The following is a 16,195-nucleotide window of genomic DNA, read 5'->3' as shown; positions in this document are numbered from 1 at the left end:
TTTTGCTTTTTATCGAAGATCAAAACATCAAATGGTTTAGAACTGATGTAGCCAATCACGCTTGTTGTGAAAGTCAGCATTTGGACTACTATGCTGCATGGCATAGTACTGTTCACCTTGAGGGGTTTTCAGTACTGCAGTTAGACCAATATAGAGATCTTCCCATTTAAGTTTGTACTTCAGCATAAATTCTGTCAGATCAAGACTGACATTTAAGCCATAGTGCGTCCGTTTCAACTGATTCAGTTCAATATCGTAAGCAGCTTGTGGCGGCATATCTTCTGGATAGCGATATTCTTCAAACTGGTAAGCCTGCCAAGCTTGTGAAGGGGAGAGGTTGATTTCACGATAAAAGTCTTCATTGTGTACACCAATAAAAACTTCTAAGCAGGTCTGTTCCCACAAAAAATCGATTCGTGGGTGAGCTGATACCAATTCTGGCCATTGAATCAGTTGGTTTGGGTCTCGAATCCAATAACCCACATTTAAAGTATATGGGCTTTGTTGTTCGATAGCACCAACGACTGATACAGCCTGAAAGCGACGATCAAAGGCACTGAGTTCGAAACTTGCCATAAATGCTTAGTTAGACAGGTGTGCGTAGCGAACAAGGTTAGACAGTTTTGCATTTTGTTTTGCCGCTTTGCGGTAAATCAAAGCAATCTTACCAATCGTTTGAACAACTTCAGAACCTGAAACAGTCGCAATTTCAGTAATCATTGCAGCACGAGCTTCACGGTCTTCTGCCACAACTTTCACTTTAATTAACTCATGGTCGTTTAACGCACGGTTTAATTCTTCAATAACGCTTTCTGATAAGCCTTTGTCCGCAACCATTACAACTGGGTTTAGGGTGTGACCAATTTGACGTAAGCGTTTACGTTCTTGAATAGATAAAGCCGCCATAAATATAACCTAATTTTAAAAACGACCTAGTATAGCAAAATCAAAGTTGAAGCGCTGTATTTAATCGGCATTTTCTCGATGAAGATTATTGAAAAAAACATGATTTAAGATGCTTTTTAGATACACATGTCTACTGCAAAATTGCTGAATTTCACGTACAATCAAGACTGAGAAGTTTTTTTTATTTAGAGAGTTATGGATACCCGCATTACTAACCAGAAATTATCCAAAAGTAGTCGTGACTGGATGCGTGAGCATCTTGATGACCCCTTTGTGAAAAAAGCACAAAAGGAAGGATATCGTGCGCGTGCCGCTTATAAATTGCTTGAAATTCAAGAAAAATACAAATTGATCAAGCCGGGCATGACCGTTGTCGACTTAGGTGCTGCACCAGGTAGTTGGTCGCAAATTGCCGGTAAACTTGTTGGCGACAAAGGTTTGGTAATTGCTTCTGATATTTTACCCATGGATGCTTTACCCGATGTGACCTTCTTGCAAGGTGACTTTCGTGAACAAGAAGTGTTCGATGAATTGTTAAAAATTTTAGATGGACGTACTGTAGACGTTGTAATTTCAGATATGGCCCCCAATACATCAGGTAATAAGGCTGTAGATCAACCGCGTCAGATCTATCTTTGTGAATTAGCAATCGACTTTGCTCAAAAGGTTCTTGGACCAAATGGACAGTTTGTTGTTAAAGTGTTCCAAGGTATTGGATTTGATGAATACCGTAAGCAAGTTGTAGACACATTTGATGTGCTGAAAACAGCAAAACCGGCGGCTTCACGTGCTCGATCTAAAGAAGTGTTTTTAATCGGGCAGGGACGTAAGAAAGCTTTCAAGTAAAGTTTACTTGCCAACTCGTTAAAAATTGTGCATTTTGTACGTTTTTAAATTATTGCGAAGCTACTCTGCAGCGTAAGTATTAGAGTCACCCATGTAAATGGGATTGAACGAATTAGATAGAAATGGGAATAAAGCTTTGAGCGATCTTTTTAAGAATGCCGTGTTGTGGCTGGTTATCCTAGGCGTGCTGGTTTTAATCTTCAGCAACGTCAGTGACCGCAATCAACCGACCGCGATGAACTATTCTGAGTTCGTGGCAGCCGTAAATGCGGGTCAGATTAAACAAGTCACCATTGATGGCGAAAGAATTCGTGGCGAAAAATCAAACGGTTCTGAGTTTGAAAGTATCCGTCCTGCGGTTCAAGATCCTGAACTTATGCCGAACCTGATCAAGAACAATGTTGTTGTTGAAGGTACAGCGCCACAGCGTCAAAGTATTTTGATGCAACTTCTGATTGCAAGTTTCCCTGTTCTTTTAATCATTCTGTTATTCATGTTCTTTATGCGCAACATGGGTGGTGGAGCTGGTGGTAAGAATGGCCCAATGAGTTTTGGTAAGTCAAAAGCAAAAATGCTGTCTGAAGACCAAATCAAAGTGACATTTACTGATGTTGCGGGCTGTGATGAAGCTAAACAAGAAGTTGTTGAAATCGTTGACTTCCTAAAAGATCCATCTAAGTTCAAGCGACTTGGTGCAAGCATTCCGAAAGGCGTGCTCATGGTTGGTCCTCCGGGTACGGGTAAAACTTTACTTGCTAAAGCGATTGCGGGTGAAGCGAAAGTACCGTTCTTTAGTATTTCGGGTTCTGACTTTGTTGAAATGTTCGTGGGTGTGGGTGCGTCTCGTGTCCGTGACATGTTTGAACAAGCAAAGCGTCATGCGCCATGTATCATTTTCATCGATGAGATCGATGCCGTTGGTCGTCACCGTGGTTCAGGTACAGGTGGTGGTAATGATGAGCGTGAGCAAACATTAAACCAAATGTTGGTTGAAATGGATGGCTTTGAAGGCAACGAAGGTATTATCGTTATTGCTGCAACAAACCGTGCTGACGTATTGGATAAAGCTTTACTTCGTCCAGGTCGTTTTGACCGTCAAGTGATGGTATCTCTACCGGATATTAAAGGTCGTGAGCAAATCCTGAATGTACATTTGAAAAAATTACCTTCTGTGACTGGTGTAGATGTTAAAGTCTTGGCACGTGGTACACCGGGCTTCTCAGGTGCTCAGTTGGCTAACCTTGTAAACGAAGCAGCACTGTTTGCTGCACGTCGTAACAAGAACACGGTCGATATGCATGACTTTGAAGATGCAAAAGACAAGCTTTACATGGGTCCTGAACGTAAATCGATGGTGATTCGTGAAGAAGAACGTCGTGCGACGGCTTATCATGAAGCGGGTCATGCGATTGTTGCTGAAATTTTGCCGGGTACAGACCCAGTACATAAAGTGACAATCATGCCGCGTGGTTGGGCACTGGGTGTTACTTGGCAGTTGCCTGAACATGACCAAACTAGCCATTACAAAGACAAAATGTTGAATGAACTTTCAATTTTGTTTGGTGGTCGTATTGCAGAAGAAGTCTTCATTAACCAAATGTCGACTGGTGCTTCAAATGACTTTGAGCGTGCAACGAAAATGGCACGTGCAATGGTCACTAAATACGGTATGTCCGATAAAATGGGCGTCATGGTTTACGAAGATGACTCACAGCAGTCATTCATGGGTGGTTTAGGAAGTCGTGTGATTTCCGAAGCAACGCAGCTTGAAGTTGACCGTGAAGTTCGCCGTATTTTAGATGAACAATATAAAGTTGCTCGCGACATTCTTGAAAATAACAAGGATATTGCGCATGCCATGGTGAAAGCATTACTTGAATGGGAAACCATTGATCGTGATCAAATCCGTGACATTATGGAAGGTCGTGAACCACAACCACCAAAAGTGTACATCGCTGAAAATCCAGTGATTGATGTCACACCAACGGATGGTCCAGATGTTCCACCACCATTACCGTCATTGCCAAAAGCATAAAAATTTAAAACCACCTTCGGGTGGTTTTTTTATATGAAAATAAATGCATGTGAGCGAAATGCTGAGCAAACTTAGCGTTAAAATAAGCATAGCAAAATCTGGGATGTGTAATATGAAGTTGGTGTCTTTGCCGAATAAAATTTTAAACTGTGGTAATTTGCAATTAGATTTGTCAGAGCCACATGTGATGGGAATTTTAAATGTCACACCGGACTCTTTTAGTGATGGTGGCAAACACAATGGTAAAGACCAAGCTATAGCACATGCCTTACAAATGATTGCGGATGGTGCGACAGTGATTGATGTCGGTGGTGAGTCAACACGTCCGGGTGCATCTGTTGTTGAGGTTGAAGAAGAAATTCGACGGGTCGTACCCGTCGTTGAAGCCTTATCTAAACACAATGTAGTGATTTCTATCGATACCTCACAACCTGAGGTGATTGAGGTAGCGGTTCAGGCAGGTGCGCATATCTGGAATGATGTACGTGCATTAACTCGGCCGAATGCCTTAGAAACCGCTGCAAAACTGGACATTCCAGTGATCATTATGCATATGCGCGGCGAACCCACCACGATGAATAATCTAGATCAGTATCAAGATGTCGTGGCTGACGTCATCGATGAATTAAAGCAACGTGTGCAAGATGCATTAGACGCCGGTGTGCGTGCAGAAAACATTATGATTGATCCAGGTTTTGGTTTTGCTAAAAATGCACAGCAAAACTTAAAGCTTTTACAGCAATTCTATCAATTGAATGACATGGGCTATCCGATCCTTTCGGCATTATCTCGTAAGCGTTTTATCGGTGAAGCACTTGGCGGTGCAGATGCACAAAATCGCGCAGTAGGCTCGGTTGCAGCGCATCTACTCAGCATTCAACAAGGTGCATGTATGGTTCGCGCACATGACGTCAAAGCAACGGTAGATGCGATACGTGTTTGGCAAGCCATGCAGAATGCAGTGTGATTTGAAAATACTGAATTCCAATAAATTTGGTGAATTGTAGTATTTGTGTTATATAAGCGCCCTGAATGTTTTGTGATAGAGTTTCGTATGTTTGCAGATTTACTGCTACCCATGTTTGATGATGAATATTACCCAGATGTGTTGGTTGCAGAGGTGAAGTTATTGGTTGTTCAATTTGCGAAGAAAATTGCAAAAGCAGATTTAAGTTCAACTGATATCTACCATTTTGCCAATGAAACGGTTGCACAGCTCAATAAGATGAAACCTCAATTTGAAGATTTAGATTCGTCTTTGGATGATACGGCTGCAGATTATATTGCAGAAGCCATGATGATGGTGCTGCAAGATGAAGGCCATATGGATATTGAAATGGAAGAGTTGGTTGCTAACCGAGAATGGTAATTAAACTTTAAAAAAGCCCTGTAGTGACAGGGCTTTTTTGTGTCTAGGGATTTAAAAAATTATTTAGCTTTGTCTATAAAATCTTTAAACGATGATTTGATCGATGCTGATAGTTTCTGTTCTTCTTGCATGGCTTGTAAGTGTAGGGCGTAGAAATACGATTGATGTTCTTTTTGTTTTAAAGATTGTTGATAAGACCAAAATGCCAGTTGGCGAAGCTTTTGTAGTTTTACTCTTTCAATGGCGCTGCTTTCAGGTTTATAAAATAATTCAGTAAATACACATAAAAACAGACTGAAAAAAAAGTCCACAGAGACTGATGAGGTTTAATACATCTGTTTGTAGATACTTAAAGTTTATAGTAAGGAGAAGTGTGAATCCCCCAAGGAGATACAGCTGTATTTGCAGACGTTGAACTGCAAACTTACTGCTAAAACGTGCTTGATAATGTGCATACCAGACATAGCAATAGATTAAAGGAAGAATAATCAATACACCAAGATTGAACGCCATTTTTGGGGCGTGAATTGAAAGTGCCGTTGAAAGTATATGCCCAAGTGCTGCGCTGCCAAGTGAGATAAAAAGTATCAGGCAAAAGCTAAAGATTAAAATAGGTGCAGTGGGCGTTAGATTGATGATTTTAAAATGCGCAAACAGCAACCGTTGATAAAAAGCATCGGGATGCTTAAGTTGTAGTGCAGGGAGATCAAAATCTGAAGGTATTGGCATTGAATAATAATAAGTTTTTAAATTTTAGGCATAAAAAAACCAGCAAATTGCTGGATCTTTTATTGCACCAATCTTAGAAGTATAAGAATGGTGCCCGAGGCCAGACTCGAACTGGCACGCTTTGTGGGCGGGGGATTTTAAATCCCCTGTGTCTACCGATTTCACCACTCGGGCATGTGCGCAATAATAGAGGACGAAATGGAGCTTGGCAAGTGTATTTGATGGTGTTTGTTTTAAAATCAATCAATTCATGCATATAAGTTGAAAATATTCAAAACTAGTGATGTATTGAAGGACTTTTTGAGCTGTGATTGAAAGATTATTGCACTTCATTAACGCCGACTTATTTCATTAACTCATCAAGATAATGTTCAACATTTTGGTGCTTTAGCTTTTTACACAGCTGATTTTCCTGATGTAGCATTTGTATGTGCAAATTTTGGAACTGGGTAAAGCGCTCAGATAACCGCTTGTAGTTTGCTTGATTCGGATTACTGAGCGTTAAACGAAATTTGGCTTTAAGCATTTGTTTATACGACCAATAAGCAATACGACGTGTTTCATGCAGAAAATAGTATTCTTGGGTGTTACTTCCACCTTTGAATAGATTTTCTTTATAAAAACGCACAAAGCCGAAACTCATGGCAAAAAAGAACAATACAGATTGAACGAAGGTGCTTTGTAAAAAGGCGATATTGAGTAACTGTAATAAAATTACAATCGTAAGTCTGAACGGCGTATTCTTCAAACTTTGATACAGTGACATTGAACTGTGCTTGATTTGCTTGATGACTAAGGGCACAACCAGCATGAAAAACAGCATAATACTCAGTACAGCAACACCATGAGCGCGAAACTCACTCATATCTGGAAAATATAGTTGCACTGCATGACCAATACTCATGCTCAAAGAAATAAAAATCATCGCCGCCAAAACCCAAGGAATGAGTTCTTTGAGTTCGTCTAAAATGCCTTGAGTTTTCAGTTGGCTATAAAATAAATAATTATGTTTAAAGGCTGCTGGATATTGCTGTTTCAGTTGTTGAAGGTAAAGTGCAGCCTGTTTCTTTTGAGCCATATTGTGACGTTAGTATTAAAGCGTGAAAGTAATATAGTTGATTTCGATATTTTTGACATAATTTTTTTCTAAATCATGTTGTATATCTGAACATTATAAGAGAAAACGCAATTTCTATAGCGAAGGTCGCAGTTTTCACGCTGCTTTTATGCGAAAATACATACTTATTGAATATTAAGTTTTTATAGGCAGTTTATGACTGATCACTCTCCTGAAACATTAAGCGATATCGAAATTCTAGACATTCTTCAGTCGATGAAATCAGATGTTTTAAATACTGAAGCAAATGAAGTGATTCGTAGTGGGGGGAAAGCTGGTCGTCAAGAGGCTCATAAACAAGCTTTGGTGAAATTAAATCAAGCATTTGAAGATAAATTTGTTGAAGCTGTGACTTTGGCTTTAGGCTTAAATGAAGGCCAAAGTAAAAAAATCCGCTACAAAAAAGATCGTATCCGTATTTTGAAAGTTCGTGGTATCGATTATTTAGCGATTGATGGTGCTGAAACTGCACAAGTATTGTCACAAGTTGCACAAGCGATTGTACGTGAAGACGCAACGGTGACTCATGACCTGCATAACATTTTCCCATTTTGGAAAGAAGGCTGGCCAATGGTGCAATTCGACAATGTTTATAAAATTTTAGAAGATGACATTCGCATACATTATGAAGCAGTTCTAGAAGCATTAATTTCAAAGCATTAATCACTACAAATGAACCTGTGAGTGTAAAACACTGGCTAGTTCAGTATTGTTAAGCATAAAAAAGCACCTGATGGTGCTTTTTTTATCTTTAAATTTTTAAGTTAAGCTCGAATAAAACGGAAACATTCCAAAGATCAGACCTGCTGCTAACATGACAAAACAGGTGATTACAGCCCAGATAATGGTAAATTTCTGATGTTGTCCAAACTCGATACCTGCAAGTCCACAGAGTAAATAGGTCGAAGGAACAAGCGGAGAGAGTAGGTGTACAGGTTGCCCTACGATGGAGGCACGTGCCATTTCTACAGGTGCAATTCCATAATGAGCGGCAGCATCGGAAAGAATTGGTAAAACCCCAAAATAGAAAGCATCATTCGACATAAAGAAAGTCATCGGCATACTGATCACAGCAGTAATCGGTGCTAAATAGGGACCCATACTTTCAGGGATGATCGCCACAAGTTCTTTAGACATGGCTTCTACCATGCCTGTTCCAGCTAAAATACCGGTAAAAATACCTGCAGCAAAAAATAATACCGACCACATTTAAAGCACTACCTGCATGATGTGCGATTAATTTTTTCTGCAAGTCGACATTTTTGTAGTTGACGACTAGCGCAATACACAAAGCCACCATGAATAAAATAGGCATAGGTAAAATACTAAAAACCAGACAAATCATCAGAACGACGGTTAACAGTGCATTGAACCAACGTAGATCTGCGCGGTTGGCTTCTGGATTATCTGAAATTTGAATGTTTTCACCATGGCTGATATCCAATTGGACAATTCCCAGACGCTTTCTTTCCATTCGGCCATACATGGTTCCCAAAAAGTACAACCAGCCGATGGCAAATAGCATCGGTAAAACCATCGGAACAAAAACATCACTTGGGTCGACATGAAGTGCGCTGGCGGCGCGGGCTGTAGGCCCACCCCATGGCGTAAGGTTCATAATGCCGCTAGAGAGCATAATCAAACATGCCATAATCAATGGGCTCATACCTAAGCGCTTATAGAGTGGCAGCATGGCAGCAACACAGATCATATAGGTTGTAGAACCATCTCCATCCAAAGAGACAATTAACGTCAGGGTAATGGTTCCAAGGACAACTTTTAACGGATCACCTTTGACCATTTTTAAAATAAATTTCACCGAAGGATCGAACAATCCTGTATCAATCATGATGGCAAAATACAGAATCGCAAAAAGCAGCATGATGCCAGTCGGTGCAAGTTTTTTTACACCTTCTATCATCATTTCGCCAATTTCATTTATTTGTATGTGTGACAAGCTGTCAAAATAAAAACCAAGTAACCACGCAATCAAGGCAAAAAGTAGGGGAATTAAAGTCAGTGCGACAAGTGGGCTTAAGCGTTTCGACATGATCAAATACATAAAGCACAAGATCATGCCCAAACCGAGTACGGTTAACATGGTTCATTCCTTTGAAATATAAAGCTGTTTTTAAATCCAAGGGCAGAGCATAAAGATAAATTTCATCAGTCAAAACAAAGGTGAGAAAATGTGAAATACATCACTATTTTAATGAAAAATAGTCATTAATAATGAAGGTATTAAGGAAGGGAGATTTTTCGATTTATTTTAATTTTTATTCAAAAAATGTGGTCTGTTTACATATATTCAACATCAGTAGAGAACTGTAAGTGCTGTGCAGATACAGTTTGATCACAACAAGTACGCTTATGCAAAAATAGACAGTAGCGTCCGAATCGGCCAACTAAAAAATCGGAACCAAAATATTAAGGGATTATAAAAAAACAGACCAAAACGCATGGTTTCGTCATATTGTTGTCTGCCACGTTCATAAGGATAAGGCGTTAAAAACCACGCAGTGGCGATCAGTGTAACACCGAGCAATAGAAATAAAGGTTGTGGATGAGCTTTAAAAAAATAATAGATCAGATAAGCCCCAGTATAAAAACTAAAGCAAGTCAAAATCGCTTTAAGTGAAAAAGACAACTTCGTATTCCATCGTATTTATATTTTATTGTTTTAGAAAAAAAGAATCGAATTAATCCGATTCTTCTGGTGTATCTAGTTCAGTTTCAGCCTGTTGTAAGCGGGTCACTAATAATTGGTCAATTTTAAAGTGGTCTACATCCACAACTTCAAATTTGTAGCCATGATAGGTGACAAAGTCCGCTGGACGTGGAATTTTACGCAGTTTAAACATCATAAAGCCCGCAAGGGTTTCATAGTTTTCTTCATCGGGCATTTCATCTAAAGCGAGGGCATGCTTTAAATCTTCAATTGGTGTACTGCCATCGATAAGCCAAGAATCCGCATCACGTTTAATAATTTGTTGTTCTGCTTCAATCGGTGTTACCCAGTCGCCCATCACGGTAATCATAATGTCGGAGAGGGTAATAACGCCGACAACCAACGCGTATTCGTTAATTACTACGGCAAATTTTTCTTTGGTTGAACGAAAGCGATCGAGTAATTCAGACAGTGTTAATGTATCTGGAATCGTGAGGACATTACGAATAGTATTTTCATTGAGCTGTAGAAGTGACTGATTGTTGAGGATACGAACCAAAATATCTTTGGCATCTACATAGCCAATGACGTCATCAATATTTTCACTACAGACTAAAAACTTCGAATATGGAAATTCAGCGAGTTTTTGACGAATACTGGCTTCTGATTCTTTTAGGGTAAAGTACACCACGTTTTCACGTGTAGTCATACTTGAAGGGACGTTACGTTCTTCCAGCTCAAATACGTTTTCAATAAAGTGGTGTTCTTGCTTTTGTAGTACACCAGCTTGAGCACCGGCATCCATCACGGCTGAAATATCGTCAAAGGTAATATTGTCATCACGTGTTGTGTTCACTTTGAATAAACGAAACAACAAATTGGCAATGGCATTAATCACCCACGCCATTGGCTTACACACTTTAATAAAGATTTGAATCGGGTCAACAACAGCAACGGCAATTTTTTCAGGTGCGATCATCGCCAAACGTTTTGGCATCAAATCAGCAAATAGAATGAATAAGGAGGTGACTAAAGTAAACGACAGGGTGAAACCGATAGTTTCAGTCCACGGGCCCTGATAAAAACGAGTGACTAAGCTAATGAAGTAAGGACGAAAAGCACCTTCACCCAAAATACCGCCAAGAATTGCCACAGCATTTAAGCCAATTTGTGATGCGGCGAAAAAGTCTGCTGAGTTGGCTTGTAAGTCAAGCACACGTTGTGCACGTGAATCTCCAGATTCAGCCAAAATTTTAAGTTTTACTTTTCGTGCACCCGCAAGGGCAATTTCTGTTAATGAAAGAAAACCCGCACCGACGATCAGGAGAATAATAATGACAATATTTTGGAAAAGGCTCACGAATACACCTGTTTGTGATTCATTCTATTTTTCTGTATTTCTAACACAAAAATGGGCAAGGTAGTAGTCTTAACTACTACCTATATAGTGACAGTATACGTTTGAATTAATAAGGAATTAAAGAATTAATTACTGATACTGTGAAAACTGAGAGTTATTCATTAAGTATTCGCGGTTTTCTTCTTCAATCATTTGACGTGCAACATACAATATAAGTTGACGTAACCAGCGATGAGCAGGGTGATGATGAAGTAATGGACACCAAGCCATTTTTAATTCAAATTCAGGAATATAGAATGGTGGATCGCGAAGTAATAGGTTTTGACTTTTGGCTTGAAGGCGAGCGATACGGCTTGGCAGAGTCGCAACCAAATCAACATTCGAGGCCAATAAGCCTGGCATTTGATAATGACGGGTGAAAACTGAAATTTTACGTTTTTGGCCAATACGTTCTAGAGCCTGATCAATCCAACCTAGACCCGCTTGTTTTTCAGGATTGACACCAAAACCGACACCCATACCTGTTTTAGATACCCAAATGTGTTGTGCATCTAGATAGCTTTTCAGGTTTAAATTATTTGCAGCAGGGTGCTTGGCATTTAAAAGGCATGAAAAACTGTCACGCCAGACCAAAACTTGGTGGAAACTTTGCGGAATTTCATTAAAGCGGTTAATCGCCAAGTCGACTTTACCTTGTTCCATATCTCGATAAGACACATCACTAGGCGTTAAAAAATCGAGAACCACATTGGGTGCTTCTGAGCGCAAAGCTTTTACTAGGCGCGGCACCAGTGTTGCTTCAGCATAATCTGAAGTCATGATGCGGAAGACACGATTTGAAGTGTAAGGTCGGAACTCGGTACGAGGTTCCAAAATCATCGAAAGGTCAGAGAGAGCATCACGGATACGTGGCTGTAATTCAAGCGCACGTTCTGTAGGTGTCATACCTTCTGAAGAACGAATAAGAAGTGGATCATTAAATAAGTTGCGTAAACGACGTAAAATATTACTCATCGCAGGCTGAGTTACACCCAGTTGCTCGGCAGCACGAGTCACATTTTTTTCACGAAGAAGTACATCAAGATAAATTAATAGATTGAGATCGACCCGCTCCAGATTCATAAAATAAATACCGACAATAAAATCATGAAATTTATCTGATTATGCCATAACTACTAAGGCTTGTGTAAAAAATGGATGAAAAAATGACGTGTACTTTTGTACTAAAATTCGGCAGTTTTAAGACAAATTTGCTGAAGCGACAGCACATATTTCTTAAACACTTATTACCTGTTTAGACCGATATTTTTAAATAAATATAATAAAAATAAGGAGCAATTTTGATTATGCGAAGTGATGTTCATAAAACTAAAAAGTAAGATGAAATATCTCATTTACATAATCATTTGAGGACGGAATAACCATGCATTTAGTTTGGTAAATTTGGGCAAAAAAGGCGTAAAAAATGCTGTTTTTTTTAAAGTGAATGCTCAGTCGACTTAAGTCTAATGAAGAATAATTCATCAAAATGTTTGAAAAATAGACAAGAAAATTAGCAAAATATATTAATAAAAGTATTTAAATACAAATGCTTATGAATATTGGTTAATTATTATAATACGACTTTAATCTACATATTTTTTAAATAAATACCGAAAATTAATGCAGAATATTGGATTAATTTTTTTAGTCAATCTACTCTGTGTCTATCGCAACGAAGTGTTCTAAATCTGAACAATCATTCGAGGGTATGATTTTAGCCTTACGTTGCAGAAAAATCCTAATATTATTACAGGAACATATCATGTCTACATACTTAACAGCGATTGATGCAATCCGTGAATTAAAAGCAAAATTCGGAAGCACTTGGCGCGATATTAGCCCAGAAGATGCTGCACGTATGCAAATGCAAAACCGTTTCAAAACTGGTTTAGACATTGCGAAATATACAGCTGCTATTATGCGTCGTGATATGGCTGCTTATGATGCTGATTCTAGCAAATACACTCAATCATTAGGTTGCTGGCACGGTTTTATCGCACAACAAAAAATGATTGCGAACAAAAAATACTTCGGTACAACTGAACGTCGTTATATCTACCTTTCTGGTTGGATGGTTGCAGCTCTTCGTTCAGAATTCGGTCCACTTCCTGACCAATCTATGCACGAAAAAACTTCAGTTCCTGCATTGATCGAAGAAATCTACACTTTCCTTCGCCAAGCTGACGCGAAAGAATTAAACGACTTGTTCCGTGCGCTTAAAAAAGCAAACGAAGCTGGTGATACTGCTAAAGCTGCTGAAATCACTGCTCAAATCGACGGTTTCCAAACTCACGTTGTGCCAATTATTGCGGACATCGACGCTGGTTTCGGTAACGAAGAAGCGACTTACTTACTAGCTAAGAAAATGATCGAAGCGGGTGCTTGTGCACTACAAATCGAAAACCAAGTATCTGACGCTAAACAATGTGGTCACCAAGCTGGTAAAGTTACAGTTCCACACGAAGACTTCATCGCGAAAATCCACGCTCTTCGCTATGCATTCTTAGAAATGGGTCTTGATGACGGTATCATCGTTGCTCGTACTGACTCTGAAGGCGCTGACTTGACTCAAAAAATCCCAGTGGTTAAAGAGCCAGGCGACATCGCTTCTCAATACATCAGCTACTTAGACACAACTGAAATTGACATTTCAGAAGCTCAAGAAGACGAAATCCTAATCAAGCGTAACGGTAAACTTCACCGTCCAAAACGTCTTGCTTCTGGCTTGTACCAGTTCCGTCCAGACACGCAAATTGACCGCGTTGTACTTGACTGTGTATCTAGCCTTCAAAATGGTGCTGACCTTCTTTGGATCGAAACTGCGACTCCAAACGTTGAAGAAATCGCTCACATGGTTAACCGTGTTAAAGAAACAGTTCCAAATGCGAAACTTGTTTATAACAACTCGCCTTCATTCAACTGGACTTTAAACTTCCGTCAACAAGCTTACGACCGTTGGGTTGCTGAAGGTAAAGACGTTTCTGCTTACGACCGTGCTAAACTAATGAGCGCTGAATACGATAACTCTGAATTAGCTGCTGAAGCTGACGAAAAAGTTCGTACGTTCCAAGCTGATGCTTCTCGTGAAGCGGGCGTGTTCCATCACTTGATCACACTTCCGACTTACCATACAGCTGCTCTTTCTACTCACGAGCTTGCTCAAGGTTACTTCGGCGACCAAGGTATGCTTGCTTATGTAGCTGGCGTTCAACGTAAAGAAATCCGCGGTACGATTTCTTGTGTTAAACACCAAGCAATGGCTGGTTCTGACATCGGTGACGACCACAAAGAAATCTTCGCTGGTGACAACGCGCTTAAAGCGGGTGACGATGCGAAAAACACAATGAACCAATTCGCTGCTCACTAAGCATTGAACTGATTCGAAAAAAAGCCCAGCGAAAGCTGGGTTTTTTTATGGCTTTAAAATCTTCTTAAATCCATTTATTAAAGTGTGTCGATATAAAAAAGCAGGGCATAACCCTGCAAATAGAGTGAGACAGCCTTTATTTAAGGCAAAAGGATAATTAACCAAGTAAAAAAAATAATTGCTAAAGCGACAAATTGAGCTGCACTTCCCATATCTTTGGCAATTTTAGAAAGTGGATGCTTGTCTAAAGATACCCGGTCGACAACGGCTTCAATGGCAGAATTGAATAACTCAACAATCAAGGCAAATAAACACACCACCACCATAAGCGCATGTTCAGCACGACTGACATCGAGAAAACAACTGGTGGGAATAAGCACCATATTCATCCAGACAATTTGTCGAAATGCTGCTTCATTTTGATAAGCAGCTTTGAATCCATCGAGGGAATATTGCGTTGCATTTAAAATTCGTTTAAGTCCAGATTTACCTTTAAACGGGGAAATTTCACTCATAGTACTGTACAGACGTATAGATTTAAAAACTGGCGAAAATATAGCATGCCAAGCTTAAAGTTTTCTTGCATTCAGTTTTTATTTTATGAGGCCTAAACGTTTAGGATGATTTACATAAGTCTGTATCAAGTTAGTGCTATGTTTATCATGTATTGGACTTAAAATTTGCCTGAATTTCAGGCACAATACAGGCGTTTAAATTTTTTAATTTTGAAGCCTTTGCTTCATTGCATGAAATAATAAAAGTGATATAGGTCAACAATGAAAAACTTTAGTTTTGCTGTGCTTGCAGCAACACTTTTAACCAGCCAGTTTGTCAGTGCAGAGCCGGCATTTATTCAAACGGAAATCAAAACGAATGTGACTCAGCCCGTGGGATTTTATTCTTTCCAAGTGGGTGCGTATAAAGTCATTGCTTTAAAAGATGGGACACTCGAATTAAGTCCTGATTTGTTTAAACAAAACTTAACTCCAGAAGAAGTCAGTGCCTTATTTCAAAAGCTTGCGGTTGATCAGAGCAAAGGCATACAAACCAGTGTCAATGCCTACCTGCTTGATGATGGACAAGGCGGCATCAGTCTTGTCGATAGTGGTGCAGCCAGTTGTTTTGGTCCGAACTTAGGTTCTATTGCACAAAATATTGAAGCAGCTGGCTATAAGCTTAATCGTGTACGCAGTGTATTCTTAACCCATTTACATCCAGATCATGCATGTGGCATTGCGAAACAAGGCAAGGCCGTGTTTCCAAATGCAACGGTTTACGTCAATGAACAAGAAAGTCAGTATTGGTTAAGTGAAAACACCGTTGACACTTTAGCTGCCGAAAAACGTGACGGTTATTTAGCAACCGTTGCAAAAATTAAAGCTGCGATTGCGCCTTATCAGACCATGCGGAGTTTTAAGACTTTTAGCGTTGGTTCTGTGATTAATGGATTAGAAGTACTACCGAGTGTTGGGCATACACCAGGGCATTATTCTTTTATCTTAAAGTCGCAAGCTAAAAGTTTTGCTATCCTCGGGGATGTGGTTCATTCCTATCATTTACAGTTTGAACAACCCAAGTTATCTGTTGATTTTGATGTCGATCCGGTCAAAGCCAGTGAAACTCGTTTAGCAATTTTTAAACGTTTTGCTCAAGAGCAAACCTTCGTTGCATTTGCACATTTACCATTTCCGGGTATTGGTAAAATTAGTGAAATAAATGATGGTCAGTTCCGTTGGAACCCGCTAAATTTAGCTCC

14 protein-coding genes, 1 tRNA gene and 1 pseudogene are annotated in these 16,195 nt (G+C 39.6%); 7 read left to right on the top strand and 9 right to left on the bottom strand.

Annotated features, from left to right (window positions below; all coding sequences use genetic code 11):
- Window positions 1–36: 36 nt before the first annotated feature.
- Complete coding sequence (locus FTT72_RS01230; RefSeq protein ID WP_180010009.1) at window positions 37–576, bottom strand: DOMON-like domain-containing protein; 540 nt, start codon at window positions 574–576, stop codon at window positions 37–39.
- 6 nt (window positions 577–582) lie between these two features.
- Window positions 583–906, bottom strand: coding sequence for a YhbY family RNA-binding protein (locus FTT72_RS01225; RefSeq protein WP_168378090.1), 324 nt, complete (start codon window positions 904–906; stop codon window positions 583–585).
- 195 nt (window positions 907–1,101) lie between these two features.
- On the opposite strand from FTT72_RS01225, the gene rlmE reads away from it, so the two are divergent.
- The 4 genes from rlmE to FTT72_RS01205 all read left to right on the top strand — a co-directional run bounded on the left by rlmE (window position 1,102) and on the right by FTT72_RS01205 (window position 5,156).
- Entirely contained in the window at window positions 1,102–1,752 is a 651-nt protein-coding gene (gene rlmE, locus FTT72_RS01220) for a 23S rRNA (uridine(2552)-2'-O)-methyltransferase RlmE (RefSeq protein ID WP_180177734.1), read from the top strand.
- A 136-nt stretch (window positions 1,753–1,888) separates the two neighbouring features.
- On the top strand, window positions 1,889–3,787 hold the full coding sequence (gene ftsH / locus FTT72_RS01215; RefSeq protein ID WP_078191443.1) for an ATP-dependent zinc metalloprotease FtsH: 1,899 nt from the start codon (window positions 1,889–1,891) through the stop codon (window positions 3,785–3,787).
- 112 nt (window positions 3,788–3,899) lie between these two features.
- Window positions 3,900–4,754, top strand: coding sequence for a dihydropteroate synthase (gene folP, locus FTT72_RS01210; protein WP_218949917.1), 855 nt, complete (start codon window positions 3,900–3,902; stop codon window positions 4,752–4,754).
- Between the two features lie 87 nt (window positions 4,755–4,841).
- Window positions 4,842–5,156, top strand: a complete 315-nt coding sequence (locus FTT72_RS01205) for a DUF5713 family protein (RefSeq protein ID WP_078191338.1) — start codon at window positions 4,842–4,844, stop codon at window positions 5,154–5,156.
- Between the two features lie 59 nt (window positions 5,157–5,215).
- On the opposite strand, the gene FTT72_RS01200 is transcribed toward FTT72_RS01205, so the two are convergent.
- The 3 genes from FTT72_RS01200 to FTT72_RS01190 form a co-directional block, all read right to left on the bottom strand.
- A complete protein-coding gene (locus tag FTT72_RS01200; protein WP_180162444.1) occupies window positions 5,216–5,467 on the bottom strand; it encodes a hypothetical protein in 252 nt (83 codons plus the stop codon).
- A 506-nt stretch (window positions 5,468–5,973) separates the two neighbouring features.
- Window positions 5,974–6,059, bottom strand: a tRNA-Leu gene (locus FTT72_RS01195).
- A 169-nt stretch (window positions 6,060–6,228) separates the two neighbouring features.
- Window positions 6,229–6,963 carry a hypothetical protein gene (locus FTT72_RS01190; protein ID WP_180039579.1) on the bottom strand — a complete coding sequence of 245 codons (735 nt, stop codon included), beginning with the start codon at window positions 6,961–6,963 and terminating at the stop codon, window positions 6,229–6,231.
- A gap of 195 nt (window positions 6,964–7,158) precedes the next feature.
- Here FTT72_RS01190 and FTT72_RS01185 point away from each other — a divergent pair, with 195 nt between their 5' ends.
- Window positions 7,159–7,665, top strand: coding sequence for a hypothetical protein (locus FTT72_RS01185; protein ID WP_078191335.1), 507 nt, complete (start codon window positions 7,159–7,161; stop codon window positions 7,663–7,665).
- 96 nt (window positions 7,666–7,761) lie between these two features.
- Here FTT72_RS01185 and FTT72_RS01180 read toward each other — a convergent pair.
- The 3 genes and pseudogenes from FTT72_RS01180 to FTT72_RS01170 form a co-directional block, all read right to left on the bottom strand.
- Window positions 7,762–9,103 (bottom strand): annotated as a pseudogene (locus tag FTT72_RS01180) (CitMHS family transporter).
- A 598-nt stretch (window positions 9,104–9,701) separates the two neighbouring features.
- The gene (locus FTT72_RS01175) at window positions 9,702–11,030 is read right to left on the bottom strand and encodes a hemolysin family protein (RefSeq protein ID WP_078192153.1); all 1,329 of its coding nucleotides are present in this window, start codon (window positions 11,028–11,030) and stop codon (window positions 9,702–9,704) included.
- 129 nt (window positions 11,031–11,159) lie between these two features.
- Window positions 11,160–12,152 (bottom strand): LysR family transcriptional regulator, encoded by a 993-nt coding sequence (locus FTT72_RS01170; protein ID WP_078191331.1) that lies wholly within the window; start codon window positions 12,150–12,152, stop codon window positions 11,160–11,162.
- Window positions 12,153–12,834: 682 nt separating this feature from the next.
- On the opposite strand from FTT72_RS01170, the gene FTT72_RS01165 reads away from it, so the two are divergent.
- Window positions 12,835–14,439 carry an isocitrate lyase gene (locus tag FTT72_RS01165; protein WP_168378085.1) on the top strand — a complete coding sequence of 535 codons (1,605 nt, stop codon included), beginning with the start codon at window positions 12,835–12,837 and terminating at the stop codon, window positions 14,437–14,439.
- A gap of 140 nt (window positions 14,440–14,579) precedes the next feature.
- Here the strand turns inward: FTT72_RS01165 and FTT72_RS01160 are convergent, their stop codons facing one another.
- Window positions 14,580–14,954, bottom strand: a complete 375-nt coding sequence (locus tag FTT72_RS01160; RefSeq protein WP_078191329.1) for a diacylglycerol kinase — start codon at window positions 14,952–14,954, stop codon at window positions 14,580–14,582.
- Window positions 14,955–15,215: 261 nt separating this feature from the next.
- Here FTT72_RS01160 and FTT72_RS01155 point away from each other — a divergent pair.
- The coding region (locus FTT72_RS01155; RefSeq protein WP_180134639.1) for an MBL fold metallo-hydrolase at window positions 15,216–16,195 on the top strand (980 nt) is incomplete at its 3' end.

This window comes from Acinetobacter sp. YH01005 (genome assembly GCF_013420465.1).
Lineage (GTDB): Bacteria > Pseudomonadota > Gammaproteobacteria > Pseudomonadales > Moraxellaceae > Acinetobacter > Acinetobacter amyesii.
This window is presented reverse-complemented; position numbering and strand designations above follow the sequence as displayed.

Coding starts and splice junctions, on each gene's coding strand:
- FTT72_RS01160 (WP_078191329.1), bottom strand. CDS start 14,954: ATGAGTGAAATTTCCCCGTTTAAAGGTAAATCTGGACTTAAACGAATT.
- FTT72_RS01170 (WP_078191331.1), bottom strand. CDS start 12,152: ATGAATCTGGAGCGGGTCGATCTCAATCTATTAATTTATCTTGATGTA.
- FTT72_RS01165 (WP_168378085.1), top strand. CDS start 12,835: ATGTCTACATACTTAACAGCGATTGATGCAATCCGTGAATTAAAAGCA.
- FTT72_RS01230 (WP_180010009.1), bottom strand. CDS start 576: ATGGCAAGTTTCGAACTCAGTGCCTTTGATCGTCGCTTTCAGGCTGTA.
- FTT72_RS01225 (WP_168378090.1), bottom strand. CDS start 906: ATGGCGGCTTTATCTATTCAAGAACGTAAACGCTTACGTCAAATTGGT.
- folP (WP_218949917.1), top strand. CDS start 3,900: ATGAAGTTGGTGTCTTTGCCGAATAAAATTTTAAACTGTGGTAATTTG.
- FTT72_RS01190 (WP_180039579.1), bottom strand. CDS start 6,963: ATGGCTCAAAAGAAACAGGCTGCACTTTACCTTCAACAACTGAAACAG.
- FTT72_RS01205 (WP_078191338.1), top strand. CDS start 4,842: ATGTTTGCAGATTTACTGCTACCCATGTTTGATGATGAATATTACCCA.
- rlmE (WP_180177734.1), top strand. CDS start 1,102: ATGGATACCCGCATTACTAACCAGAAATTATCCAAAAGTAGTCGTGAC.
- FTT72_RS01185 (WP_078191335.1), top strand. CDS start 7,159: ATGACTGATCACTCTCCTGAAACATTAAGCGATATCGAAATTCTAGAC.